This is a genomic window from Nocardiopsis protaetiae (genome assembly GCF_045446735.1).
In the GTDB taxonomy this organism is placed as follows: domain Bacteria; phylum Actinomycetota; class Actinomycetes; order Streptosporangiales; family Streptosporangiaceae; genus Nocardiopsis; species Nocardiopsis protaetiae.
The window spans coordinates 1-24,834 of the sequence record NZ_JBJJBV010000171.1 but is presented as its reverse complement, the minus strand read 5'-3'; the positions used below and the strand labels follow the sequence as shown (position 1 = coordinate 24,834).

The following is a 24,834-nucleotide window of genomic DNA, read 5'->3' as shown; positions in this document are numbered from 1 at the left end:
CCGGGGCCGCCGACCGGCATCGGCGCCCCCGGGGGCCTGGGACCGGCACCTGGGAATCGGGACCCGGGACGGCCAGGTCCTCCGGAACCCCCTAGAAGGCCGTGAGGGTGACCTCCAGCCGCTGGGCGCCGTGGTCCTGGATGTAGGAGGCGAAGTCCGCCACGTCGTCGAACGCGAACCCGTAGGCCTTGCCGTCCTCGGTGTTCTCGTGGAAGACCGACGCGTACCGGTTGGTGACCTCGTCCAGGTAGAACCCGGCCGGGTCGTCGGTGGGCTGGCTCGGCTCGCTGATCAGGGTGGACCGGTTGAGCGCGGCCCCCAGGATCGCGGCGACCGGCCCGCTGATCCCGTCGTTGGGCGCGGCCAGCGCGCCGTCGCAGAACAGCACGTCCCGGGTGGAGGGCCGGTCGAAGGCCCGCACCCCGCCGTCGAACACGAACTGCCCGCCCTGCACCCGCCCGGTGAACGTGCCGGCGTTGGTGGTGACGGTCAGGTCGTTGCTCGCGTAGTGCGACCACACCCGGTCGATGTACGGGTCGAAGTAGTCGGCCGGGAACAGCCCGGCGTCCAGCGCGTGGCCGGGGGCGATGACCCGCAGGTCGTCGTAGACCAGGGACGAGAACACGGGGTCGGCGGCCAGGGTCTGGAAGACCGCGTCGCGGCCGCCGGGGCGGAAGAACCCGGTGCTCTGGTCGTCGTCGCCGATCAGGCGGATGCCGATGGGCACGCTGAACTGGTCGACCATGCTGGTGTTGCAGAACATCCCGGCGTCGTTGTGGGTGAACTCGACGGTGTCGTGCAGCACGTCGAACCCGGGGGACCCCTCCACCCACCCGGCGGGCAGCTGCGGGGCGGGGTTGCCGTTGCCGTCGGCGACGATGCGGATGTGCAGGGGTCCGCCGAGCGAGAGGTAGATCCGCCCGGACATGTACGGCAGGGTCAGCCCGGCCAGGTCGGCGAACGGGATCGAGTAGTCGGTGTACCCGTCCGGGCCGTTGTCGTCCAGGCTCACGGGGTGGGACACGCCGTTGGCGTCCACCCGGCTGTGCTGATCGGTGGTCAGGTCGGTGCCGATCACGTACGCGAGGATCTCGCCGTCGGAGAAGCGCCCGGTCTCGTTCCGGAAGCTCACTGGGAGCGCTCCCGGATTGGCCGCGTCAGAAGAGGCGGAGAGGTCGGCCGTCGTCTCCCGGGGCGCGCATCCGAGCGTGCCCAGGAGCGGGGCGGTGGCGGCGGCGCCCAGGCCGCCGAGGAACAGTCTGCGGTCGATCATGGTGTTTCTCCCCAGAGGTAGCGGGTGCGGAGAACTGGGCACTAAACGATCATTAGGCAACGGATCGGTCAACCCCGGTAACCAAGGGTGTTCGCCTGGGGCCCGCGTTGTCCGTGGTGAGCGAGGGGTTATGTGACCCAGATCACTTTCTCTGGTCGCGGCCGGTGACACCCCCACCTGGTCCGCACAGGCCGCGAGTCCTAGGGTGTAGGCGATCCGGAGGCCGGGACCGAGGAGACGCCGTGGCGAAGATCGACCTCAGTGAGTACACCCGCGGCGGGGAGGGGTCACCCCACCTGCGCGCCTACCTCGCCGTCCCCGAGGGCGAGGGGCCCTGGCCCGGCGTCGTCGTCACCCACGAGGCCTGGGGCGTCGACGAGCAGATGCGCGCCCACGCCGACCGGCTGGCCCGGCTCGGCTACCTCACCGTCGTCCCGGACCTGTACAGCGAGGGCGGCATGGCCCGCTGCGTGGCCAAGGTGGTCATGTCCATGCGCTCCGGGCGCGGGCGCGCCATCGTCGACATCGCCGCCGCCAAGCGGTGGCTGCTGGACCGGGACGACTGCACCGGCCGGGTCGGCGTGGTCGGGTTCTGCATGGGCGGCGGGTTCGCCCTGGCGACCGTCGCCGACTTCGACGCCTCCGCCGTCAACTACGGGTTCACGCCCCGGAACCTGGAGCGCAGCCTGGACCGGGCCTGCCCGGTGGTCGGCAGCTTCGGCGACCGCGACGGCGGCCTGCGCGGGGCCGCCGACGAACTGCGCGCCGCCCTGGACGCCGCGGGCGTTGTCAACGACGTCAAGGAGTACCCCGGGGCGGGGCACTCCTTCCTCAACGAGGCGCCCAACGGGCCGAGGATCCTGCGCGCCGTGTTCCGGGCCATGCACACCGGGCCGCACCCGGAGTCGGCGGTCGACGCCTGGCAGCGGATCGACGCCTTCCTCACCGAGCACCTGGCCGCCCCCGCCGAGTCCTGAGACCTCGGCGGGGGCCTGCGGCCGGCCCGCCGGCTACCGCGCCAGGCGCTGCGCGGGCAGCGGCACCGGGCGGTGCTCCCGGCCCGTGTAGTCGCTCAGCGGCCGGATCAGGGAGTTGGCGGCCTGCTGCTCCATGATGTGCGCCGTCCACCCGGTGATCCGCGCCATCACGAACAGCGGCGTGAACGTCGGGATGTCGAACCCCATCAGGTGGTAGGCGGGCCCCGCCGGGTAGTCCAGGTTCGGGTGGATGCCCTTGCGGTCCAGCATCGCCCGCTCCAGCGCCCGGTACAGCTCCATCAGCTCGTCGGCGCCCTTGAGGCCGGCCATGGTCTCCAGCGCCGCGTGCATGGTCGGGACCCGCGAGTCCCCGTTCTTGTACACCCGGTGCCCGAAGCCCATGATCTTGCGCTTCTCGGCCAGCGCCTTCTCCAGCCAGGCCTCGGCGCGGTCGGCGGTCCCGATCTCCTCGAACGTGTGCATGACCGCCTCGTTGGCGCCGCCGTGCAGCGGCCCCTTGAGCGCGCCGATCGCCGCCGTCACCGAGCTGTGGATGTCCGAGAGCGTGGAGGTGACCACCCGCGCCGTGAACGTCGAGGCGTTGAAGCCGTGCTCGGCGTACAGCACCATCGACGTCTCGAAGCAGCGCACCACCTCGGTCGCGGGCACCTCCCCGAAGCACATGTGGAAGAAGTTCTCCACCAGGTCCAGGCCGGGGTCCGGCGGGATCGGGTCCAGCCCGCGGCGGCGCCGGTGGTCGGCGGCCACCACCACGGGCAGCCGGGCCAGCATCCGCTCGGCCCTGACCCGGTCCGCCGCGGGGGAGCCGTCCTCCCCCAGCGGGTCGTCCGCGCCCAGGTAGCTGACGGCGGTCCGCAGCACGTCCATGGGGTGCGCGGTCTCCGGCAGCCGCCGCAGCAGCTCCAGGGTGTGCCGGCCCAGGGACCGGTAGGCCCGCTCGCGCGCGGTGAAGGCGCGCAGCCGGGCGGCGTCGGGCAGCTCCCCGTCCCACAGCAGGGACGCGACCTCCTCGAACGTGCACGAGGCGGCCAGGTCCTGCACCGGGTAGCCGCGGTAGGTGAGGGAGTTGGTGGTCGCGTCCACCATCGAGATCTCGGTGGTGTCCACCACCACCCCTGCCAGGCCCTTGCGAATGGCCGTGTCGCTCATCGGGTCCACCGATCCGTTAGAGGGTGAAGTCGTACACGTCGCCGTCGAAGGCGTTGTACGCGCGGTAGTCGAGGAGTTCGTACAGGCGCGCCCGGGTCTGCATCCGGTCCACCAGGCCGGCCTGGGTGCCCTCGTCGCGCAGCACCCGCAGGCCCTCCTCCACGGCGCCCATGGCCAGGCGCAGGGTGGTGACCGGGTAGATAACCAGGTTGAGCCCGAGGGATTCCAGCTGCCCGGCGGTGAGCAGCTCGCTCTTGCCGAACTCGGTCATGTTGGCCAGCAGCGGCACGTCGACCGCCTTGCGGAACGCCTCGAAGTCGGCGGGCCCGCGCATCGCCTCGGGGAAGACCATGTCGGCCCCGGCGTCGACGTAGGCCCTGGCCCGCTCGATGGCGGCGTCCAGGCCCTCCACCCCGGCGGCGTCGGTGCGCGCGCAGATGACGAACCCGTCGTCGCGGCGGGCGGACACCGCGGCGCGGATGCGGCGCACCATCTCGTCGGTGCCGACCACGGACTTGCCGTCCAGGTGGCCGCAGCGCTTGGGGTTGACCTGGTCCTCCAGGTGGCAGCCGGCCAGCCCGGCGTCCTCCAGCGCCTGCACGGTGCGGGCGGCGTTCATGGGCTCGCCGAACCCGGTGTCGGCGTCGATGATCACGGGCAGGTCGGTGACCCGGGCGATCTGGGCGCCCCGCCCGGCCACCTCGGACAGGGTGGTCAGGCCGATGTCGGGCAGCGCCAGGTCGGCGGCGATGACCGCGCCGGACACGTACGCCGCGTCGAAGCCCAGCTCCTGGACGAGGACGGCGGTCAGCGGGTTCATGGCGCCGGGGACCCGCAGCAGGCGGCCCGAGGCCAGGTCCTCGCGCAGGCGGCGGCGCTTCTCGTGGGGTGCGGCGGTGGAGTGCAGCATCAGAAGATCCCCTTGCTCCCGGACGCGCCGAGCGGTTCGGCGGCGGTGAGGGTCAGCGCCCGCACCTCGTCCGCGGTCAGGTCGGGCAGCCGCTCCACCAGGCCGAGGAAGCGGTCCACCTCGTCGGTGGAGACCACGCCGTCGGCGAGGGTGCGCAGCTTGGCGACGTAGTCGGGTCGGGTGAACGGGCGGGCGCCCAGCGGGTGGGCGTCGGCCATGGCGATCTCGTCCTCGATGACCGAGCCGTCGACCAGCTCCACCACGACCCGGCCGCCGAAGGCCTTCACCGCCGGGTCCGCGGAGTGGTAGCGGCGGGTCCACTCCGGGTCCTCGACCGTGGAGACCCTGTGCCACAGCTCGACGGTGTCGGGGCGGGCCGCCCGCTCGGGGGCGTAGGAGCGTTCGTGGTGCCACTCGCCGTCCTGGAGGGCCACCGCGAAGATGTAGGGGATGGAGTGGTCCAGGGTCTCCCGGCTGGCCGTGGGGTCCATCTTCTGCGGGTCGCCCGAGCCGGTGCCGATCACGTGGTGGGTGTGGTGGCTGGTGTGGATGGTGACCGACCGGACCTTCGCGGTGTCGCCGATCCGCGGCCCCAGCCGCCGGGCCAGGTCGATGAGGGCCTGGCTCTGGTACTCGGCGGAGTGCTCCTTGGTGTAGGTCTCCAGGATGCCGCGCTTGGCCTCGCCCGGTCCGGGCAGCTCCACGGCGTACTCGGTGCCGGGGCCGCCCAGCAGGTACGCGATGAACCCGTCCTCGCCCTCGTAGGCGGGGGAGGGGGCGCCCTCGCCGCGCATCGCGCGGTCCGCGGCCTCCACGGCGACCTTCCCGGCGAACGCCGGGGCGTAGGCCTTCCAGCTGGAGATCTCGCCCTTGCGGGACTGGCGCGTGGTGGTGGTCAGGTGCAGCGCCTGCTGGACCGCCTGGTAGACGGTCTCGGTGTCCAGGCCGAGCAAGGTGCCGATCCCGGCGGCGGCCGAGGGGCCCAGGTGGGCGATGTGGTCGATCTTGTGCTCGTGCAGGCAGATGCCGCGCACCAGCGCCACCTGGACCTCGTACCCGGTGGCGATGCCCCGCAGCAGGTCGCGGCCGGTGCGGCCGGTGTGCTGGGCGACGGCCAGGACCGGCGGGATGTTGTCGCCGGGGTGGGAGTAGTCGGCGGCCAGGTAGGTGTCGTGGAAGTCCAGTTCGCGCACGGCCACCCCGTTGGCCCAGGCGGCCCACTCGGGGGACACCCGCACCCCGGCGGGCAGGCCCACCACGGCGGCGCCGGGCGCCGCGGGGTGGCGCAGTGCCTGGTCGCGGGCGCTCACCACGGGGCGGCGGCGCAGGGAGGCCGCGGAGACCGCGGCGTTGTCGATGATCCGGTTGCCGATCATCTCGACCACGTCGGCGTCGAGCCCCACCGGGTCGGTCGCCACGGCGGCGATCCGGTGGGCGAGCTGCTCCTCCTTGGGCGGCCCCTCGGAGCTGCGGTGGACGCGGACGGTGTACCGGACCATGGTCATCCCCTCATCGCGGACTGTTCGCAACGAGCCTCGCACTGGTATCCGGGCAGGTGAAAGCCCCTGAAGACGCCGGGTTCCGCTAACCTCGGGCGGCGTTTCGGCTAATCCGGCTAAGGCCCGGACGGACACGTGCGGGTTAGCCTGGGGGCGACGAGAGGGGGCCTCGTGCGCAAGGTCTTCGCGGGGGCGCGGCTGCGGCGGCTGCGCCAGGAGCGTTCGCTCAACCAGGCCGAGCTCGCCCGGGAGCTGGGGATCTCGGCCCCCTACCTCAACCAGATGGAGCACAACCAGCGGCCGCTGAGCGTGCCGGTGCTGCTGCGCATCACCGAGGCGTTCGGGGTGGACCCGGCGTTCTTTGCCACCGAGGACACCACCCGGACCGTCGCGGAGCTGCGCGAGGCCCTGGTGGACGTGCCCACCGGCGACCAGGTCACCCCCGAGGAGCTGGCCGAGCTGGCCGGGTCCATGCCCGGGGTCGCCCGCGCCCTCCTGGACCTGCACCGCCGCTACCGCGACGCCTCCGCGCAGGCGGCCGCCCTGGCCGAGGGGCGCGGCGCGGCGGCGGACGCCGCGCCGATGGCCTACGAGCAGGTCCGGGACTTCTTCTACGAGCGCCACAACTACGTCGGCGAGCTGGACGAGCGCGCCGAGGAGCTGGCCCGACAGGAGGGGGTCGCCCCCGGCCGGGCCCGCGAGGCGCTGGCGCGGCTGCTGTCCGAACGGCACGGGGTGCGGGTGGAGACCCGCGACGGCGGCGACCGGCGGCGGTCCTACGACGCCGAGCGGCGGGTGCTCACCCTGGCCTCCCGGCTGCGCCCGGGGCAGCGGGCCTTCCAGATGGCCACCCAGTTCGCGTTCCTGGAGTACGGCGACCTGCTCACGGAGCTGGCGCGCGGGGAGGAGCTGCTCACCGGGCAGGCCGAGCGGCTGGCACGGATCGGGCTGGCCGACTACTTCGCCGGGGCGTTCGTGCTGCCCTACCGCGACTTCCACGCGGCGGCCGAGACCGAGCGCTACGACGTCGAGCTGCTCGCGGACCGGTTCGGGGTGGGGTTCGAGACGGTGTGCCACCGGCTGTCCACGCTCCAGCGGCCCCGGCTGCGCGGGGTGCCGTTCTCGTTCGTCCGGGTGGACCGGGCCGGGAACATGTCCAAGCGGCAGTCGGCCACCGGGTTCCACCTCTCCCGCTCCGGCGGCACCTGCCCGCTGTGGAACGTGTACGCGGCGTTCTCGGCCCCGGGCGTGGTCCAGACGCAGATCGCGCAGATGCCCGACGGGCGGTCCTACTTCTGGATCGCCCGCACGGTCGGCCGCCGCTACGGCGGGCACCACGGCCAGGGCAAGACGTTCGCGGTCGGGCTGGGCTGCGAGCTCCGGCACGCCCACCGGCTGGTCTACTCGGCGGGGTTCGCCCTGGACGACCCGCGCGCGGCCACCCCGATCGGCATGGGCTGCAAGGTGTGCGACCGCCCGGCCTGCCCGCAGCGGGCCTTCCCCCCGGCGGGGCGGCCGCTGCTGATCAACGAGAACGTCGGCTCCGTCGCCCCTTACCCGGTCGCCGACCCCCGGCCCTGACCACGTGGCCGGCCCGCGCGGTCAGCCGACCTCCGCCGCCCGGGCGGGGAGGGGCGCGGCCCGTCCCCGCGCGAACGCGGCCGCGAACCGCTCCCCGCCCAGGACCCCGGCCGCGTTGCGGGCGACGCGGTCCACGTCCCCCCGCTCGGCCTCCGGCAGCGCGGCGCCCAGCGCCTCCCGGGCGGCCGCCGCGGTGCCCAGCAGGGCCGCGGCCCGCTCCGCGTCCCGGTCCGCCCCGGTGAGGGCCAGCGCCCCGGCCGTCCCCTCCAGGGCGAGGGCGACCGCCCGCGGGTCGCCCACGCGCAGCGCCGTCTCCAGGCCCTGGCGGTGCAGGTCCAGGGCCCGCTCCGCGTCCCCGTCCTGCTCGGCGCCGAACCCCAGCTCGGCCAGGATCAGCGCCACCCCGAACTCCGCGCCCAGCCGCCGGTTCCACGCCAGCCAGGGCCGCAGGTGGGCCTCGGCCGCGGCCGTGTCGCCCCGGCGCCGCGCGGCCATGCCCAGGCCGATGGCGGCGTACTCCTGGCACACCTCGTCGCCGTGCTCCACGGCGATCCGCAGGGCGCGCCCGTGGAACCCGTCCGCCCGCTCCCAGTCCCGTTCCAGCAGGGCGACCCGGCCCAGCCCGGACAGCTGGCGCGACAGCTCGCTCCACAGCGACAGGCCCTCCGCGACGCCGACCGCCTCCCGGCGCAGGGCGGCGGTCCGGTCCAGGTCGCCCATGATCTCGGTGTGGATGGCGAGCGCGTCCAGTGCCTGGAGCCGCCCCCAGCCGTCACCGAGCTCCGTGAACAGGGCCAGGCCCCGTTCGCCGTCGCGGAGCAGCCCGGGCAGGTCGCCGCGGAAGTGCGCGATGTTCGCCCGGCTCGTGAGCGCGGCCGCCTCCACCCACGTGTCACCGAGGGCGCGGGCCTCGCGCAGGGCGTCGCCCACCAGGGCCTCGGCGGTGTCCAGCTCGCCGAACCCCAGGTGGGCGAAGCCCAGGAACCAGACCGCCCGGGCGCGGGCCGCCCGCTCGGCCGGGTCGCGGGCCGTGTCACCGGCCGCGGGCGCGGCCGACAGGTCCGGGACCCGGCCGGCCCCCGCCTCCGTCATCCCGTGGACGTGCAGTTCCAGGGCGGTCCGGGAGAGGGCCGCCCGGGCCTCCCGCGCCGACGGCGCCCCGGCCCCCGGGGTCCCCGCCCCGACCGCGGTGAACCGCTCCAGCGCCTCCCCGAAGCGGCCGCGCAGGAACAGGTGCCAGGTCCCCGCCAGCGCCAGCCGCAGGGCCGTCTCCGCGTCCCCGAGCTCCTGGGCGTGGTGCAGGGCGGCCCGCAGGTTCGCGGTCTCCGCGTCCAGCACCAGCAGCCACCGGCGCTGTTCCGGCCCGGTCAGGTGCGGGTCGGCCCGCTCCGCCAGGGCGGTGTAGTGGGCGGCGTGCGCGCGCCGCGCCGCGTCCCGCTCACCGGCCTGCGCCAGCCGTTCGGCGGCGTAGTGGGCCACCGACTCCAGCAGCCGGAACCGGGGCCGGTCCGGGTCGGGGACGGCCACCACCAGCGACCGCTCCACCAGGCGTTCAAGCAGGTCGAGGACGTCCTCGGCGGCCACCCCGGGCCCGGAGCACACCGCTTCGGCGGCCTCCAGGGTGCAGCCCTCGGCGTGCACCGACAGGCGGCGCAGCACCGCGCGCTCGGGCTCCGAGGCCAGGTCCCAGCTCCAGTCGATCACCGCCCGCAGGGTGCGCTGCCGGGCCGGGGCGTCCCGCCGCCGCCCGGACAGCAGCCGGAACCGGTCGTCGATCCGCTCCAGCAGCCCGTGCGCGCCCAGGGTCCGGATGCGCGCCGCCGCCAGTTCCAGGGCCAGGGGGATGCCGTCCAGCCTGCGGCAGAGCGCCACCACCGCGGCCGTGTTGTCGTCCGTCAGCCGAAAGCCCGGGGCGGCCGCCGCGGCGCGCTCGGCGAACAGCCGGACCGCGTCCGACTCCAGCGCCGCGTCGGGCCCCGGTGCCGCGCCGGAATCCAGCGCCGCGTCGGAATCCATGGTCGCGGCGGGACCGCCGCCGGCCGCGGGCAGGCCCAGCGGGCCCACCGCCTCCAGCACCTCGCCGTCCACCGCCAGCGGCTCCCGCGCGGTGGCGAGCACCCGCACCCCCGGCGCCGCCCGCAGCAGGGCGGTGACCGTGCGGGCGGCGGACCCCACCACGTGCTCGCAGTTGTCCAGCACCAGCAGGGCCCGCCGGGCGGCGAGGGCGTCGCACAGCCGCGCCACCGGGTCCGACTCGGACGCGCCCCGCCCGCGCAGCCCCAGCACGGCGCCCACCTCCTCGGCCACCGCGTTCGGCCCGGCGCCGGACCCCCGTTCCGGGCGCAGCCCGGCCAGCTCCACCAGCCACACCCCGTCGGGGTGGTCCGCCGAGCGCGCCTCGGCCACGGCCAGGGCGAGCCGGGTCTTGCCGACCCCGCCGGGGCCGGTGAGGGTGACCAGGCGGTGGCGGTCCAGCAGTCCGACGGCGCGGTCGCGCTCCGCACGGCGGCCCACCAGGGCGGTCGGCGGCACCGGCAGGGCGCCGGGCCGGCGGCCGGGCTCCGGCGCGGCGGGTCCGGCCAGCCCGGGGTCCTGGTCCAGGATCCGCAGGTGCAGCGCCGCCGCCTCCGGGCCCGGGTCCGCCCCCAGTTCCTCGGCCAGCCGTTTCCGCAGGTCCTCGTAGGAGGCCAGGGCCTCGGCAGGGCGCCCCGCCCGGTACAGGGCGAGCATGTGGAGCGACCGCAGCCGCTCGCGCAGCGGGTGCTCCCGCACCTGTTCGGCGAGCCGGTCCGCCACCGGTGCGTGCTCGCCCGCCTCCAGGCGGGCCTCGGCCAGGTCCTCCAGGGCGGTGAGCCGACGCTCCTCCCAGTGCACGGCCGCCGCCTCGGCGGCGCCCGGGTCGGGCAGGTCCGCGAACGCCGGTCCCCGCCACAGGTCCAGGGCCTCCGACAGCAGCGCGGCGCGCGCCCGGGGGTCGGCGGTGGCGCGGGCCCGGTCGACGAGCGCCGAGAACCGCCCGCTGTCCACCCTCTCGGCGGGCACCTCCAGCGCGTACCCGGGCGGGCGGTGCACCACCAGCCCCCGGCCGCCGGGTTCGGCCCGCTCCAGGGCCCGGCGCAGCTGGGACACCTTGGTCTGGAGGGTGTTCGCGGGGTCGGCCGGCGGGTCGTCGCCCCACAGGCGGTGGACCAGTAGGTCGGCGGAGACCACCCGCCCCGGCTCCATCAGCAGGGTGCTCAGCAGGGTCCGCACCTTCACCTCGGGGACCCGGACGGGGGTCCCCTCGTCGGTCCACACGGCCAGCGGCCCCAGCACCCCGAAACGCATGTGATCAACCTAGCCGTGCGGCCGCGCACGGTCCGCCGTCGGCGGACCGTCGGCGGACCGTGCGCGCTGCCCTGTGGAGTGGTCCCATGCCGGGCGGGCGGCGGGCCCGCCGGATCCGGACCCAGTGAAAGGCACCACCTTGTCAGCGAACACCACCGCCCCCGCGGCCAGGGCGGGATGGCGGGCCTGGGCGGGCCTGGCCGTCCTCACCCTGCCCACCACCCTCCAGGCCCTCGACGTCACCGTCCTGTACCTGGCGCTGCCGCACCTGAGCACCGACCTCGGCGCCTCCGCCACCGAAAGACTGTGGATCATCGACGTCTACGGGTTCATGGTGGCGGGCCTGCTCGTCATCATGGGCACCCTCGGCGACCGGATCGGACGCAGACGCCTGCTCGTCCTGGGCTCCGCGGCGTTCGGGGCCGCCTCGGTGCTGGCCGCCTACTCCACGACGCCGGAGATGCTCATCGCCGCCCGGGTGCTGCTGGGCGTCGCGGGGGCCACCCTGATGCCCTCGACGCTCGCACTGATCAGCACGATGTTCGCCGACCCGCGGCAGCGGGGACTGGCCTTCGGCGTGTGGGCCACGAGCTTCTCGGCGGGCATCGCGCTCGGCCCGATCCTGGGCGGCCTGCTGCTGGAGTTCTTCTGGTGGGGCTCGGTGTTCCTCCTCGCCGTCCCCGTGATGGTGCTGCTGCTGGCCACCGCCCCGTTCCTGCTCCCCGAGTACCGCGACCCCGCGGCCGGACGCCTGGACCTGCTCAGCGCGCTGCTCTCGCTGGCCGCCGTCCTGCCCGTGGTCTTCGGCCTCAAGCAGCTCGCGAAGTACGGCCTGGAGCCGGTGGCCCTGGCGGCGATCGCCGCCGGTGCCGTGTTCGGCGTGCTGTTCGTCCGCAGGCAGCGCCGACTGGCGGACCCGCTCCTGGACCTGCGCCTGTTCTCCGGCGCGGCCTTCTCCAGCGCGCTGGTCGTGATGCTCCTGGGCCTGCTGCTCATCGGCGGCATCTACCTGTTCGTCACGCAGTACCTCCAGTCCGTCGCCGGGCTGTCCCCGCTGGTGGCAGGCCTGTGGCTGCTCCCGGCCGCGGTCGGGCTGGTCATCGCCTCCACCCTGGCGCCCCTCATCGCCCGGCGGGTGCGCCCCGCCTACGTCCTGGCCGGTTCGCTCGCCCTGTCCACGCTCGGGTTCCTGCTGCTCACCCGGGCGGTCCCCGAGGACGGGGTCGCCACCGTGGTGGTCGGGTTCACCCTGGTCTACGTCGGGATCAGCCCGATCATGGCGCTGGGCACGGACCTCATCGTGGGCTCGGCCCCGCCGGAGAAGGCCGGGGCCTCCGCGGCCGTCAGCGAGACCGCCATGGAGGTGGGCGTGGCCCTGGGCATCGCGGTCCTGGGCAGCGTGGGCACCGCCGCCTACCGCCTGTCGATGGCCGGCGCGATGCCCGCGGGGACCCCCTCGGACGCGGCGGCCGTCGCATCGGACGGGCTGGAGGGCGCGGGTCGGGCCGCCGCCGACCTGCCCGCCCCGGTGGCCGGGGAACTGCTGGACGCCGCGGCCGCCGCCTTCACCTCCTCCCTCACCACCGTGGCCTGGATCAGCGCCGCGCTGGCCGTCGGCATCGCGGTCCTGGCGGCCGTGGCCCTGCGCCGGGTCCCGCCCACCGGGGCCGCCGCGGAGGAGACGGCGGCGGAGGGGGACCCGGAGCTCCAGGGCTCGGGGCACCCGTGACAGCTGTCACGGGCGGGTCCTGACGGACGGACCGGGTCCGGCGCACCCCCGCGGGACAGGCTGGTGGGGACCGGCCGACAGGAGGGGGAGCGATGATCGCCGTACGGGAACTGGTCAAGCGTTACGGGGGGACCACCGCCGTGGACGGGCTGACCTTCGCGGTCGAGCCCGGCCGGGTGACGGGGTTCCTGGGGCCCAACGGGGCGGGCAAGAGCACCACCCTGCGCATGGTCCTGGGGCTGGACGCCCCGACCTCCGGCAGCGCGACCGTCGGCGGGGTGCCCTACCGCGAGCTGCCCGCCCCCGCCCGGCGGGTGGGGGCGCTGCTCGACCCCGGCGCCGTGGACCCCGGGCGCACCGCCCGCGGCCACCTGCTCTGGCAGGCCCGCGCCGCCGGGCTCGGCCGGGCCCGGGTGGACGAGGTGCTGGGGCTGGTGGGCCTGGCCGACAAGGGCGGGCGCCGCATCCGGCACCTGTCCCTGGGGATGCGCCAGCGGCTGGGCATCGCGGGGGCGCTGCTCGGCGACCCCGAGGTGCTCGTCCTGGACGAACCCCTCAACGGGCTGGACCCGGAGGGCATCGTGTGGGTGCGCCGCCTGCTGCGCGGCTTCGCCGACCGGGGCCGCACCGTGCTGGTGTCCAGCCACCTGATGAACGAGATGGAGGCCACCGCCGACCACGTGCTGGTGATCTCCCGGGGGCGGCTGGTCGCCGACGTCGGCGTCGCCGAACTGGCCGCCGGGGTGCGCGAGCGCGTCGAGGTGGCCACCCCGGACCCGGGCGCGCTGTCCGCCCTGCTGGTCCGCGCGGGCGCCGCGCCGCTGCCCGCCGACGGCGGGCGCCTGGCGGTGACCGGCATCGACGCGGTCCGGGTGGGCGAGCTGGCCGCCGCGCACGGGATCGTCCTGCACGCGCTGGTCCCGGTGAGGGCCCGCCTGGAGGACGCGTTCATCCGCCTCACCGGGGAGCACGGGGAAGCGGCCGACGGAACGACAGGGGAAGCAGGGGAAGGGGAGTGGGCGCGATGACCGCCGTGGAGCACCGGGTGGGAACGGGCGCGGCCGTGGCCGCGGAGTGGACCAAGGTGGCCGGCTCGTCGCGCGACCGCCGGGCCGCCGCGGCCGCCGTCGGGCTGGCGCTCGCGGTCGCCGCCGTGTTCTGCCTGACCATGGAGCCGACCACCGGGGTGGCGTTGGCCGACCAGCCCGCCTTCGACGTGCTGACCGCCTCCCTGCTGGGCGCGGACGCCGCCGCGCTGGTGCTGACCGTGCTGGCGGCCGCCGCGGTGGGCGGCGAGTACGCCACCGGCATGATCCGCACGACCTTCACCCTCACCCCGAACCGGGGCCGGGTGCTCCTCGCCCGGGCCGTCACCGTGGTCGCGGCCGCCGGTGCGGTCTCCCTGGCCGCGGCGGTGGGGGCCGCCCTGGTCTCGCTGGCGGTCCTGTCCGGGGCGGGGCTGCCCGCCTGGGACGCCGCCGACCCGGCGGTGTGGCGGGCGGTGGCCGGGGCCGCGCTGATGGCGCCGTTCCACGCGCTGGTCGCCACGGCCGGGGCGCTGTGGACCCGCTCCACCGCGGGCGGGGTGGTCGCGGCCCTGGCGCTGCTGGTGGCGCCGCCCCTGGCCGGGTGGCTCCCCGGCGGGCACCTGGTGCTGCCGCTGCTGCCGGGCGAGGCCCTGCACTCCCTGGCCGGGATCGCCGGTCCGGGCGGGCCCCACCCGGTGGCCGCCGCGCTCGTCCTGGCCGCCTGGAGCGCCCTGGTCCTGGTCGCCGCCGACCGCGCCGTCCGCCGCCAGGACGTCTGAGGCGGGCCGATGATACGGGCGTGAGGTGGGTCGATGCGCCGGGTCCGGGTACCGACCGGACCCGGCCGCCGGACATGTCGGACACGGTGCATAGCATCGCGGCATGAGCAAACACACCCTCCCCGACATGCTCGACGACGCGGCCCTGATGTCCCTTGAGCACCAGCTGCACCTCCAGGAGTTCCTCGGCGAGCACAGCTGGAACGTGGACCTCCAGCAGGGCCGGTTCGAGTTCTCCGGCGAGCGCCCCCTGGTCTGCGACCGCTTCCACCTGCTGGGCAGCGCCGCACCCGGCCCCAACTCCTGGATGTGGGGCTGGGCCAACCCCTCCGGCTTCCCCCCTGACCTGACCTCCCTGGGCGCCGCCGTCCGCGACTTCGGCCGCGAGCACGACGTCCCCGCACTCGCCTCCGCCGAGGTGGCCTTCGGCGACCTGCCCGGCGCCCCGCAGGAGGTGCCCGCGGTGGTCGGCCAGCTCACCGACGCGGCCAAGCTGCTCACCGGCCGCTGGTTCTCCTACAACGGCGAGGTGGGCGGCGGCACCCGGGTGGCGTTCATCATCGAGCACTCCGAGCTGCGGCTGCCCGACCCCACACCCACCGGTGTCATGGGCATCATCCAGCAGGGGCTGATGGGCCTGCGGCTGTCCGACCACAAGCGGGCCCTGTACACCTACGGCCGCCTGCGGGGCCTGTCTCCGCGGTTCACCGACGAGGAACGCGGCACGCTCGTGCTGTCCATGCCCGGCCTGGAGGCCCGCATCTCCTTCGACCACCTGGGCCGGGTCAGCGGGATCGACGGCTCGCTGTCGAACCCCGGCGCCTGAGGCCGCTCAGAGCCAGCCGTGCTCCTCGGCGGTCCGGGCCGCCTCGGCGCGGGTCCGGGTGCCGGTCTTGCCGATGGCCGACGACAGGTGGTTGCGCAGGGTCCCCTGGCTCATCCCCAGGGAACGCGCCAGCGCGGCCACGTCGTCCCCGCCGCCCAGCACCGCGGCCAGCACCTCGCGCTCGCGCGGGGTCAGCGGACTGGTGCCGTGGGTCAGCGAGGCCACGGCCAGGTCGGGGTCGACCACCCGCAGCCCGCGGTGCACCCGCCGGACGGCGTCCACCAGGTCCTCGGGGGAGGCGTCCTTGACCACGAACCCGCTCGCCCCCGCCCGCAGCGCCCGGGTCAGGTAGCCGGGGCGGCCGAACGTGGTGCACATCAGCACCCGGCAGCCCGGCAGGGAGCCGGTCAGCTCGGCGCACACCTCGATGCCGTCGCCGCCGGGCATCCGCACGTCCAGCAGGGCGACGTCGGGGCGGACCTCGCGGGCCAGGGCCAGCGCCCGCGCGCCGTCGCCGGCCTGGGCCACCACCTCGATGTCGGACTCCAGGTCGAGCACGGTGGCCAGGGCCCCGCGCACCATCGCCTGGTCGTCGGCGACCAGCACCCGGATCACGGGCGTCCTCCGCTCTCTTCGGTCTCTCGGACGGGGACCTCGGCGCGGACGGTGAGGCCGCCGCCGGGGGTGGGGGAGAGGGTGAGCGCGCCGCCGCGTTCGGCCAGCCTGCGCTCCAGCCCCGACAGCCCGGCGCCGGGGACGGGTCCGCCGTTCGCGCGGCCGTCGTCGCGGATCTCGACCCAGCCCGGGCCGGTGGCGATCTCCACCCGGGTGGCGCCGGCGTGGCGGACCACGTTGGTGACGGCCTCGCGCACCGCGTACCCGAGCGCCTCGTCGCCGCCGGAGGGGACCTCGCCGGGGGTGCGCAGTTCGACGTCGGCGGCGGCCAGCGCGGCTCCGGCGCGCAGCAGCTCCCCGGCCAGGGTGACGCGGCGGGTCCCGGCGACGGCCCCGCGGACCTCCGCCAGCGAGCGGCGGCCCAGGTCCTCCAGGTCGCGCAGCTCGGCCGCGGCCCGGGCGGTGTCCCCGGTGGCCTCCAGGATGCGGCGCCCGGCCCCGGCCTTGACCACGATGGTGGTGAGGCTGTGGCCGAGCAGGTCGTGCAGGTCGCGGGAGAACCGTTCGCGTTCGCGCAGGACCGCGAGCTGGGCCGCCTGGTCGCGGCCGCGCCGCAGCTCGGCGTTGGCCTCCACCAGCCGGACGGCCAGGGCGACGGCCACCGACACCGAGGCGACGACCACGAGGCCGCCCAGCTGTCCCTCGGTCCGGCCGGTGGCCAGTGCCGCGGCGCCGACCCCGGCCAGGACCAGGGCGGTGGCGCCCAGGGACAGGGCCAGCGGCAGGGCGGTCGCGCAGGCGGCCAGCGCGAACATGGTGATCCACGAGTGCTCGGGCCCCGCGGCGGCGACCAGGCCGCAGCCCAGCAGGAGGAGCAGGGCGCAGGCGGCGGTCCGCGCGGTGCGGCCGAGCAGGGGCGCGGCCGCGGGCAGGGCCGCGCAGCCCAGCAGGTAGAGGCCCAGGGCGGCGGCGGTGACGCCCGGGGGGAGGGCGGAGTCGGCGGCGGCCCGCTCCCACTCCCGCCACAGCAGCGCGGTGAACAGGGCGGTCAGCCCGAACGCGAGCAACGCGGTCCGCGCCGTCCCCTGCTCCTGCCCCATGCCGTGCATCCTACGGGCCGCGGCCCCGGTCAGTCCCGTGCCCGCGGCACGACGACGACCTTGCCGACGACGGTGCCGGACTCGGCCAGGGCGAGGGCCCGGCCGATCTCCTCCAGCGGGACGCGGGCGGCGACCGGCGGGGCGATCGCGCCTTCGGCCAGCAGGGCGAACACCGCGCCCAGGTCCTCGGCCAGCAGGCGGCGGTAGCGGTCGAGGCCGCGGTGCCCCTGCCACAGGTTGAAGAAGTGCGCGCCGCGCCGGTTGGGCAGCGCGTTCCACAGCAGCAGCCGACCGAGCAGGGCCAGCACGGGCAGGCGGGCGTTGCCCTCCTCGTCGCGGGTGGCGGCGGTGCCGTAGGACACCAGGGTCCCGCCGGGGGCCAGCAGCCCGAAGGAGTCGGCGATGGCGGGCCCGCCCACGTGGTCGAACACGGCGGCCGCCCCGGCGGGGGCCAGCTCCCGGATGCGTGCGTACATGTCGGGGTCGCGCCGGTCGACGGGCAGCGCGCCCAGGGCGCGGACCGCCTCCAGGTGCCGGGCCGAGGCGGTGCCGATGACGGTGGCCCCGGCGCGGCGTGCCATCTGGACGAGCAGCGAGCCGACCCCGCCGTTGGCGCCCAGCACGACCACGGTGTCGCCCCGCTGCACCCGGGCGATCCGGTGCAGCATGCGGTGCGCGGTGACCCCGTTGACCACGGCGGCCTCGGCGTCGGCCGGGTCGATCCCGTCGGGGACCGGGACCAGGTCGGCGGCGGGCAGGACGATCCGGTCGGCCCAGCCGCCGGTCTTGGTGAGGGCGGCCACCCGGCGGCCGACCAGGGCGGGGTCGGTGCCCGGGCCGACCTCCGCCACCCGGCCGACCAGGTCGTAGCCGGGCACGAACGGGAAGGGCGGCTGGTCGTAGTACTTGCCGCGGCGCATCTGCTGTTCGGCGAAGGAGACCCCGGTGGCCTCCACCCGGACCAGCGCGTCGCCGGGGGCGAGGGGTGCCAGGGCGCGGTGGCGCAGGGTGATCTCCTCGACGGCGCCGGGTCCGTGCAGGACGGCTTCGAGGGCGGTGCGGGCGGTGTGCTCGGTGGTGGCCATCTGGGGTCTCCCTGTGTGGTGCGGCTTCGTTTGTGAGTGGTCACTCACTTGATCGGGCCGAAAAAAGCCCGATCGGGGTCGGGTCTTCGGTGTCGGCCGAGTGGGACTGCTTATGTATGTGAGTACACACTCACAAGCGGAGGATGTCAAGGAGGGAAGTGAGAAAAGAGGGCCGGACCGGCCGGGGCGGCCGGACCGGCCGCCCCGGAACACGGTCAGCGCGTCGACACGGTCAGTGCGCCGAGCGGTACGGGGCCGCGTCCACCAGCGTCACCCCGATCACCGCCCCGCGCGGGGAGGTGAAGGTGCGCCGCTCCCCGCGCACCGCCCCCAGCAGCGCGGCCCCCAGCGGCGACCGCGGCGAGTACACCGTCACCGCGTCCGACACCGAGGCGTCCCGGACCCCCAGCAGGAACGCCTCGGTCTCCTCCTCGCCGTCGTAGCGGATCGTCAGCACCTTGCCCGGCGCGGCCACCCCGTCGTCGGGCGAGGCCTCCTCCACCACGGCCTCGCGCAGCAGCCGCTCGATCGTCTGCACCCGGGCCAGCCGCACGGCCGGGTCGTGAATGTAGCGGGGCGCGGGGATGGTGACCCCCGCGCCCCCGGCGTCCGACCCGTCCGTTCCGATGTCGTCCTCGGGGAGTGTGCTCAGCACCCGCAGCTCCTCCTTGAGCCGCTCGTACGCCTCCCGGGTCATCCAGGTGTCGGTGGTCTTGTGCATGGGACGTTCCTTGTCTTCACGAACAAGCGCCACGGACGCTGTCCGTGGCGCGGATGGAGTACGCGAGGGCCGGGGGTGCTGTCCCTCGCCTTGAGTGTGTCCACCGGCGGCGGGTCACCCGTTATCGTGAAACGACAATCACGCTGTGGTTTCTTGTCGTCCTCCGACAACGAGGGAGGCGGTGCGGTGATCACCCTCGACCGGCTCGTCAACGTTCTGGGCGGCTACGGCGCCCACCTGGTCGGCGACGGCGCCCTGCGCCGCCGCGAGCTGCGCAGCGTCGCCATGCACGACCCCACCGACGACGCGCCGCCGCTGGGCGACGCCTTCCTCGCCGTGGGGATCGACGCCTCCGCCACCGCCCTGCGGCTGGCCGAGCAGGCCCGCGCCGTCGTCGTCATCGTCCGCTCCGCCACCGGGCCCGCCGCCGAGGTCCGCGACGACCTGCGCGAACGCGGGGTCGCCATGGTCGTCGTCGAGCCCGCCGTGTCCTGGAGCCAGATCTCCGGCATCGTCTACGGGCTCGTCCTGGAGGGCCGCGAGACCGAGTCCGGCCGCGGCCCCAGCGACCTGTTCGCCCTGGCCGACACCGTCGCCGCCGAGGTCGGCTCGCCCGTCGTCATCGAGGACCGCGCCTGGCGGGTGATCGCCTACTCCGCCGAACAGGCCGACACCGACCGGGCCCGCCGGGACACCGTCATCGCCCGGCGCTCCCCGGCCGGGATCCGCGACCGCCTGGTGGCCGACGGGACCGCCTCCCGGCTGGCCGCCGCCGGCGCGCCGCTGTACGTGCCCGCCCTGCCGGAGTTCGGGATGGGCGGGCGCACCGCCGTGCCGATCCGGGTGGGCCGCGAACTCCTCGGCTCGCTGTGGGCGGTCGGCGACACGCCCCTGGACGCCGACCGGGCCCGGGCGCTCAGCGAGGGCGCCCGCACGGTGGGCCTGCACATGCTGCGCGCCCGGGTGAGCAGCGACCTGGAGCGCCAGGTGGAATCGGAGTCGGTCATCGACCTGCTGGAGGGGTCGGAGGACCCGGAGCGGGCCGTCGACCGGATCGGGCTGCCCGCCGACGGGCTGCGGGTCATCGCCCTGCACGCGCGGGCCGCACCGCCCGACGCCGCCGTCCTGCACCTGTTCGAGCAGGTCACCACCGGGTTCGGCTGGTCGCGGCCGGGGCGCACCACCCTGCTGGGGACCACCGTCTACACGGTGCTGCCCTGCAACGGGGAGGTCGCCCCGGCCCTGGAGTGGGTCCGCGCCACGGTGCGCGGCCTGCCCGCGAGCCCGGGCGTGGCCGCCGGGGTGGGCGGCGCCGCCCGCGCGGGGGACCTGCCCGCGAGTCGTCAGGAGGCCGACGAGTGCCTGATCCTGGCGGGGGACGGCGCCGACCCGGTGGTCTACGACGACGCCTGGGACGAGGTCCTGCTGCGCCGCCTGCGGCTGTCCGCCGAGGCGGGGCGGCTGCCGGGCCGCAACCCGGTGGCGGTGCTGGTCCGCCACGACGCCGACGAGGGGACCGAGTACACCCGCACCCTGCGGGCCTGGCTGTACGCGCACGGGGACCCGGCCGTCGCCGCCGAGCTGCTGGGCGTGCACCCCAACACGGTCCGCTACCGGCTGCGCCGCCTGCGCGGCGTCGCCGACCTGCGCCTGCACGAACCCCGGGCCCGCGTCGCGCTCACCGTCGCCCTGGCCGCCCTGCCCGCCGACCCCTGAGCCCGGTCGGCCCGGCCCGGTCAGTGCCGGTAGGGGTATCCGGCGCGTTCGGCGAGCAGGCGCCTCTTGTGGTTGTTGCGGCGCACGGCCGTGCCGATGATGAGGATCAGGCCGAGCACCAGGCCGCCCAGGGGGATGAGGAAGAACGAGGCCAGGGCGCCCACGATCCCCTGGGCCATCGCGCCGTCGTCGGGCACCACGGCTATGGCGTAGGAGGCACCCGGATCGCCCTCGCAGGTGAGGGTGTAGTCGCCCCTCTCGCCCAGGAGGGTGTCGCCGACCAGTGACCAGGTCGTCGACTCGTGGGAGTACCCGGGGTGGCCGAACCCGGTGTACGACCCGCTGGGAGTGATCAACAGGCAGTCCTCGGGGGACGCGGAGGCGGAGGTGGAGTACAGGGTGAGGAGCTCCGGTTGCCCGGCCGTCCGGTACTCGAACTCCAGGCTCCCCGGGCTCTCCAGCTCGGCGGTGAACGTCGGGAGGGCCACCGCCTGCACCAGGAAGTGGACGAAGAGCGCGATCCCGGTGATGCCGCCGAGCACGATGGCCAGGCCGCCCGCCCAGTAGCCGCCCCGTCCGGGGCGCAGTTCGGAGGGGTGGACCCGGGGCGGTGGCGGCTGCTGTGCGTACATGGTCGTCCTCCCGGACTCCGGCGCCCGCCCCGCTCCGCGATGGGGGGCGAATCCTCGGCGGGCGCGCTCACGGTGGTGAGACGGGGGCCGGGGCGGGCGGGTTCCGGTGTTCGTGGCCGTCCGCGGCCACATGCGCGTTCGTGACATGCGGTGATGTATCGGGACGATCCGTCGCCGGTTGCGCGGAACCCCTTGTCATCGGCCGCATACCCGGTTTGAATCGTGAGATCCCCACCTCGACGGGGCTGAGCCGGGGCCGGGCCGCGCCGCGGCCCGCCACCGCCTCGCGCACAGGGGAGGTCGCACATGTCCTGGACGTGGAACGCCTGGCCGTGGGACGCCGATCCCGACGCCGTGCGCAAGGACGTCGCGCTCGCCCACGAGGACTTCACCGGCTCGGGCCGGGTGCGCGGCACCGTCCGCCCGGTCGTCGGAGAATCCTGGCGGCGCAGCGCCCGCCTGGGCATCGACCCGGACGGTTCGCCGCTCATCGAACTGTCCGGCTCCGACCTCGCCGACTACCGCGAGGCCCACCCGCTGGCCGCCACCCTCCCGCTGCTGCGCAGGCTGCTGCTGGACACCGCGCCGGGGCCGCAGATCGTCGCCGTCGGCGACGCCGCGGGCCGGCTGCTGTGGGTCGACGGCGACCACCGGCTGCGCAGCAGGGCCGAGGACATGCACTTCGTCGAGGGCGCCAACTGGCACGAGCGGTCGGCGGGCACCAACGCCCCCGGGGTCGCGCTCGCCCTCGACCACGAGGTCCAGGTGTTCGCCAGCGAGCACTTCGCCCGCAGCGTCCAGCCGTGGAGCTGCTCGGCCGCACCCCTGCACGACCCCGACACCGGGGCGCTGCTGGGCGTCCTCGACATCACCGGCGAGGACCAGGTGGCCTCGCCGCAGGCGCTCGCCCTGGTGAAGGCCGCGGCCACCGCGGCCGAGATGGAGCTCAAGGCCCGCCGCATCGCCGGACTGCTGCCCGGCCCGCGCCCGTCCCCGGACGTCCCGGCGCGGGCCCCCGACCACCTGCTGCTGGAGGTCCTGGGCCGCGACGGCGCCCGCCTCACCATGGACGGGCGCCCCGTGGAGCTGAGCGCCCGCCACTCCGAGATCCTGCTGCTGCTGTCGTCCGCCCCGCGCGGGCTGAGCGGTGCCGCCCTGGGCGCCCGGCTGCACGAGCGCGACGGCGCCCCGGTGACGGTCCGCGCCGAGATGTCCCGGCTGCGCCGCCTGATCGGCCACGGCCTGCTGGCCTCGCGCCCCTACCGGCTGCTGCGCCCGCTGCCCACCGACGCCGAAACCGTGCGCGACCGGCTGTGCGGCGGCGATCCGCTGGGCGCCCTGCGCGCCTACCGGGGGCCGGTGCTGCCCGCCTCCGAGGCCCCGGGGGTGATCGAGATCCGCGAGGGCCTGGACGCCGAGCTGATCGGCGAGCTCGGCGGGGAGAAGGACCCGCGCATCCTGATGGCCTGGGCCGAGCACCCCGAGTGGCGCGACGACCCCCGGGTGCTGGGCGCGGTGCTGCGCTCCCTGGACCCCCGCTCGCCCGGCCACGCCGCCCTGCGCGGACGGCTGCGCTGGCTGGGGCGGTGACCACTCCCCGCGGCAACACGACTGCAACGTGCTCGCAACGTAGGTGTGACTAGCGTCACGGACATCGACCCCCGTGAACATATCGCCGGGTCCTCGCCCGGCGCATAAGGAGGCTCACCATGGCCGTGTACGCTCCTCCCGGACAGCCCGGCAGCGTCGTGGAGTACGCTCCCCGCTACGACAACTGGATCGGCGGAGAGTGGGTGAAGCCCGTCAAGGGCGGCTACTTCGAGAACCCCGCCCCCGCCACCGGGAACACCTTCACCGAGGTGGCGCGCGGCACCGCCGAGGACATCGAGCTCGCCCTCGACGCCGCCCACGGCGCCGCCCCCGCCTGGGGCCGCACCTCCGCGGCCGAGCGCGCCGTGATCCTCAACAGGATCGCCGACCGCATAGAGGAGAACCTGGAGCGCCTCGCCGTCGCCGAGTCCTGGGAGAACGGCAAGCCCGTCCGCGAGTGCCTGGCCGCCGACCTGCCGCTGGCCGTCGACCACTTCCGCTACTTCGCCGGGGCCATCCGGGCCCAGGAGGGGCACAGCTCCCAGATCGACGGGGACACCGTCGCCTACCACTTCCAGGAGCCGCTGGGCGTGGTCGGCCAGATCATCCCGTGGAACTTCCCGCTGCTCATGGCCACCTGGAAGCTGGCCCCCGCGCTGGCCGCCGGCAACGCCGTCGTCCTCAAGCCCGCCGAGCAGACCCCGGCGTCGATCCTGGTCCTGGTCGAGCTCATCGGCGACCTGCTGCCGCCCGGCGTGCTCAACATCGTCAACGGGTTCGGCGTGGAGGCCGGCAAGCCGCTGGCCAGCAGCTCCCGGGTGCGCAAGGTCGCCTTCACCGGGGAGACCACCACCGGGCGCCTGATCATGCAGTACGCCTCGGAGAACCTCATCCCGGTCACCCTGGAGCTGGGCGGCAAGAGCCCCAACATCTTCTTCGAGGACGTGGCCGCGGCCCGCGACTCCTACTACGACAAGGCCCAGGAGGGCTTCGCGATGTTCGCCCTCAACCAGGGCGAGGTGTGCACCTGTCCCTCGCGGGCACTGGTCCAGGCGTCCATCTACGACTCCTTCCTGGGCGACGCCCTGGAGCGGGTCGGCCGCATCAAGCAGGGGAACCCGCTGGACACCGAGACCATGGTCGGCGCCCAGGCCAGCAACGACCAGCTGGAGAAGATCCTGTCCTACATCGACATCGGGCGGCAGGAGGGCGCCAAGGTCCTCGCCGGCGGCGAGCGCGTCGACCTCGGCGGGGACCTGTCCGGCGGCTACTACGTGGCCCCGACCGTGTTCGAGGGCGACAACACCATGCGGATCTTCCAGGAGGAGATCTTCGGCCCGGTGGTGTCGGTGACCCGGTTCGAGGGCTACGCCGACGCGATCAAGACCGCCAACGACACCCTGTACGGCCTCGGCGCGGGCGTGTGGTCCCGCGACGGCAACACCGCCTACCGGGCGGGCCGCGACATCCAGGCCGGCCGGGTGTGGGTGAACAACTACCACGCCTACCCGGCGCACGCCGCGTTCGGCGGGTACAAGCAGTCCGGGATCGGCCGCGAGAACCACAAGATGATGCTCGACCACTACCAGCAGACCAAGAACCTGCTGGTCAGCTACTCCGACCAGCCGCTGGGATTCTTCTGATGGACACCGGGACCGGCGTGGAGCGGGTGGCCGTGACCGACGCGGCCGCCGCCCTGCTCCGCGACCTGCGGGCCGAGCACGGGCCGCTGATGTTCCACCAGTCCGGCGGGTGCTGCGACGGCAGCTCGCCCATGTGCTACCCGGCCGGGGAGTTCCGCACCGGGGCCTCGGACGTGCACCTGGGCGACCTGGACGCGGGCACGCCCGAACCGGTGCCGGTGTGGATGTCCCGCTCCCAGTTCGAACTGTGGAGCCACACCCACCTGACCATCGACGTCGTCCCCGGGCGCGGGGCCGGGTTCTCGCTGGAGGCGCCGACCGGCAACCGGTTCCTGATCCGCTCCCGCCTGATGACCGACGCGGAGGCCGAGCGCCTCCCGTGACCGACCACGGTGCCGCCGGTGTCCATGCGCCGGACGGGGCCATCCGAAAGAGGGGAAAGCGGCGGGCCCGGGGAGAGATCCCCGGGCCCGCTCGCTCGTGTGTCGGCGGGGGCCATCCGAAAGAGGGACCGTGCCCACCTGAAAAGAGGCGGTGGGCCCGGGGGGCATCCGCCGGGCCCGCGCGCTCACGCGCCGATACGCCGGCCGGCCGGACCCCGGCGGAGCCGTGCCCTCTGGTGGAGCAGCGGTG

The 24,834-nt window shown here is 75.2% G+C and carries 20 protein-coding genes; 10 read left to right on the top strand and 10 right to left on the bottom strand.

Annotation, left to right across the window (positions count from 1 at the left end; translation table 11 throughout):
• Nucleotides 1-91 precede the first annotated feature (91 nt).
• The gene (locus tag ACJOT3_RS23350; RefSeq protein ID WP_406975235.1) at nucleotides 92-1,273 is read right to left on the bottom strand and encodes a beta-1,3-glucanase family protein; all 1,182 of its coding nucleotides are present in this window, start codon (nucleotides 1,271-1,273) and stop codon (nucleotides 92-94) included.
• 242 nt (nucleotides 1,274-1,515) lie between these two features.
• Here ACJOT3_RS23350 and ACJOT3_RS23345 point away from each other — a divergent pair, with 242 nt between their 5' ends.
• A complete protein-coding gene (locus ACJOT3_RS23345) occupies nucleotides 1,516-2,250 on the top strand; it encodes a dienelactone hydrolase family protein (protein ID WP_406975234.1) in 735 nt (244 codons plus the stop codon).
• Nucleotides 2,251-2,283: 33 nt separating this feature from the next.
• Here the strand turns inward: ACJOT3_RS23345 and ACJOT3_RS23340 are convergent, their stop codons facing one another.
• The 3 genes from ACJOT3_RS23340 to ACJOT3_RS23330 are packed head-to-tail and all read right to left on the bottom strand — an operon-like array spanning nucleotide 2,284 to nucleotide 5,829.
• Nucleotides 2,284-3,420 carry a bifunctional 2-methylcitrate synthase/citrate synthase gene (locus ACJOT3_RS23340; RefSeq protein ID WP_406975233.1) on the bottom strand — a complete coding sequence of 379 codons (1,137 nt, stop codon included), beginning with the start codon at nucleotides 3,418-3,420 and terminating at the stop codon, nucleotides 2,284-2,286.
• Between the two features lie 16 nt (nucleotides 3,421-3,436).
• The gene (gene prpB, locus ACJOT3_RS23335) at nucleotides 3,437-4,330 is read right to left on the bottom strand and encodes a methylisocitrate lyase (protein WP_406975232.1); all 894 of its coding nucleotides are present in this window, start codon (nucleotides 4,328-4,330) and stop codon (nucleotides 3,437-3,439) included.
• On the bottom strand, nucleotides 4,330-5,829 hold the full coding sequence (locus ACJOT3_RS23330; protein ID WP_406975231.1) for an MmgE/PrpD family protein: 1,500 nt from the start codon (nucleotides 5,827-5,829) through the stop codon (nucleotides 4,330-4,332). Before ACJOT3_RS23330 ends, prpB begins: the two co-directional genes overlap by 1 nt.
• Nucleotides 5,830-6,000: 171 nt before the next feature.
• On the opposite strand from ACJOT3_RS23330, the gene ACJOT3_RS23325 reads away from it, so the two are divergent.
• The gene (locus ACJOT3_RS23325) at nucleotides 6,001-7,410 is read left to right on the top strand and encodes a short-chain fatty acyl-CoA regulator family protein (RefSeq protein ID WP_406975230.1); all 1,410 of its coding nucleotides are present in this window, start codon (nucleotides 6,001-6,003) and stop codon (nucleotides 7,408-7,410) included.
• 21 nt (nucleotides 7,411-7,431) lie between these two features.
• Here the strand turns inward: ACJOT3_RS23325 and ACJOT3_RS23320 are convergent, their stop codons facing one another.
• Complete coding sequence (locus ACJOT3_RS23320; protein ID WP_406975229.1) at nucleotides 7,432-10,737, bottom strand: AfsR/SARP family transcriptional regulator; 3,306 nt, start codon at nucleotides 10,735-10,737, stop codon at nucleotides 7,432-7,434.
• 139 nt (nucleotides 10,738-10,876) lie between these two features.
• Here ACJOT3_RS23320 and ACJOT3_RS23315 point away from each other — a divergent pair, with 139 nt between their 5' ends.
• From ACJOT3_RS23315 to ACJOT3_RS23300, 4 genes are all read left to right on the top strand, one after another.
• Nucleotides 10,877-12,466, top strand: coding sequence for an MFS transporter (locus ACJOT3_RS23315; RefSeq protein WP_406975228.1), 1,590 nt, complete (start codon nucleotides 10,877-10,879; stop codon nucleotides 12,464-12,466).
• A gap of 92 nt (nucleotides 12,467-12,558) precedes the next feature.
• Nucleotides 12,559-13,494, top strand: coding sequence for an ABC transporter ATP-binding protein (locus ACJOT3_RS23310; protein ID WP_406975227.1), 936 nt, complete (start codon nucleotides 12,559-12,561; stop codon nucleotides 13,492-13,494).
• The gene (locus ACJOT3_RS23305; RefSeq protein ID WP_406975226.1) at nucleotides 13,491-14,273 is read left to right on the top strand and encodes an ABC transporter; all 783 of its coding nucleotides are present in this window, start codon (nucleotides 13,491-13,493) and stop codon (nucleotides 14,271-14,273) included. Before ACJOT3_RS23310 ends, ACJOT3_RS23305 begins: the two co-directional genes overlap by 4 nt.
• A gap of 103 nt (nucleotides 14,274-14,376) precedes the next feature.
• Entirely contained in the window at nucleotides 14,377-15,099 is a 723-nt protein-coding gene (locus ACJOT3_RS23300) for a DUF6882 domain-containing protein (RefSeq protein WP_406975225.1), read from the top strand.
• 6 nt (nucleotides 15,100-15,105) lie between these two features.
• On the opposite strand, the gene ACJOT3_RS23295 is transcribed toward ACJOT3_RS23300, so the two are convergent.
• The 4 genes from ACJOT3_RS23295 to ACJOT3_RS23280 form a co-directional block, all read right to left on the bottom strand.
• Nucleotides 15,106-15,714 (bottom strand): response regulator, encoded by a 609-nt coding sequence (locus tag ACJOT3_RS23295; RefSeq protein ID WP_406975224.1) that lies wholly within the window; start codon nucleotides 15,712-15,714, stop codon nucleotides 15,106-15,108.
• Nucleotides 15,711-16,814 carry a sensor histidine kinase gene (locus tag ACJOT3_RS23290; protein WP_406975223.1) on the bottom strand — a complete coding sequence of 368 codons (1,104 nt, stop codon included), beginning with the start codon at nucleotides 16,812-16,814 and terminating at the stop codon, nucleotides 15,711-15,713. The genes ACJOT3_RS23295 and ACJOT3_RS23290 overlap by 4 nt, the downstream gene beginning before the upstream one ends.
• A gap of 29 nt (nucleotides 16,815-16,843) precedes the next feature.
• The gene (locus tag ACJOT3_RS23285; protein ID WP_406975222.1) at nucleotides 16,844-17,899 is read right to left on the bottom strand and encodes a medium chain dehydrogenase/reductase family protein; all 1,056 of its coding nucleotides are present in this window, start codon (nucleotides 17,897-17,899) and stop codon (nucleotides 16,844-16,846) included.
• Nucleotides 17,900-18,131: 232 nt separating this feature from the next.
• Nucleotides 18,132-18,620, bottom strand: coding sequence for a GreA/GreB family elongation factor (locus ACJOT3_RS23280; protein ID WP_406975221.1), 489 nt, complete (start codon nucleotides 18,618-18,620; stop codon nucleotides 18,132-18,134).
• A gap of 186 nt (nucleotides 18,621-18,806) precedes the next feature.
• On the opposite strand from ACJOT3_RS23280, the gene ACJOT3_RS23275 reads away from it, so the two are divergent.
• Nucleotides 18,807-20,336 (top strand): PucR family transcriptional regulator, encoded by a 1,530-nt coding sequence (locus ACJOT3_RS23275; RefSeq protein ID WP_406975220.1) that lies wholly within the window; start codon nucleotides 18,807-18,809, stop codon nucleotides 20,334-20,336.
• Between the two features lie 20 nt (nucleotides 20,337-20,356).
• Here the strand turns inward: ACJOT3_RS23275 and ACJOT3_RS23270 are convergent, their stop codons facing one another.
• On the bottom strand, nucleotides 20,357-20,968 hold the full coding sequence (locus tag ACJOT3_RS23270; protein WP_406975219.1) for a hypothetical protein: 612 nt from the start codon (nucleotides 20,966-20,968) through the stop codon (nucleotides 20,357-20,359).
• A gap of 306 nt (nucleotides 20,969-21,274) precedes the next feature.
• On the opposite strand from ACJOT3_RS23270, the gene ACJOT3_RS23265 reads away from it, so the two are divergent.
• The 3 genes from ACJOT3_RS23265 to ACJOT3_RS23255 all read left to right on the top strand — a co-directional run bounded on the left by ACJOT3_RS23265 (nucleotide 21,275) and on the right by ACJOT3_RS23255 (nucleotide 24,584).
• Entirely contained in the window at nucleotides 21,275-22,558 is a 1,284-nt protein-coding gene (locus ACJOT3_RS23265) for a GAF domain-containing protein (RefSeq protein ID WP_406975218.1), read from the top strand.
• 119 nt (nucleotides 22,559-22,677) lie between these two features.
• Complete coding sequence (exaC, locus tag ACJOT3_RS23260) at nucleotides 22,678-24,201, top strand: acetaldehyde dehydrogenase ExaC (RefSeq protein ID WP_406975217.1); 1,524 nt, start codon at nucleotides 22,678-22,680, stop codon at nucleotides 24,199-24,201.
• Complete coding sequence (locus ACJOT3_RS23255) at nucleotides 24,201-24,584, top strand: DUF779 domain-containing protein (protein WP_406975216.1); 384 nt, start codon at nucleotides 24,201-24,203, stop codon at nucleotides 24,582-24,584. Before exaC ends, ACJOT3_RS23255 begins: the two co-directional genes overlap by 1 nt.
• Nucleotides 24,585-24,834: the final 250 nt, after the last annotated feature.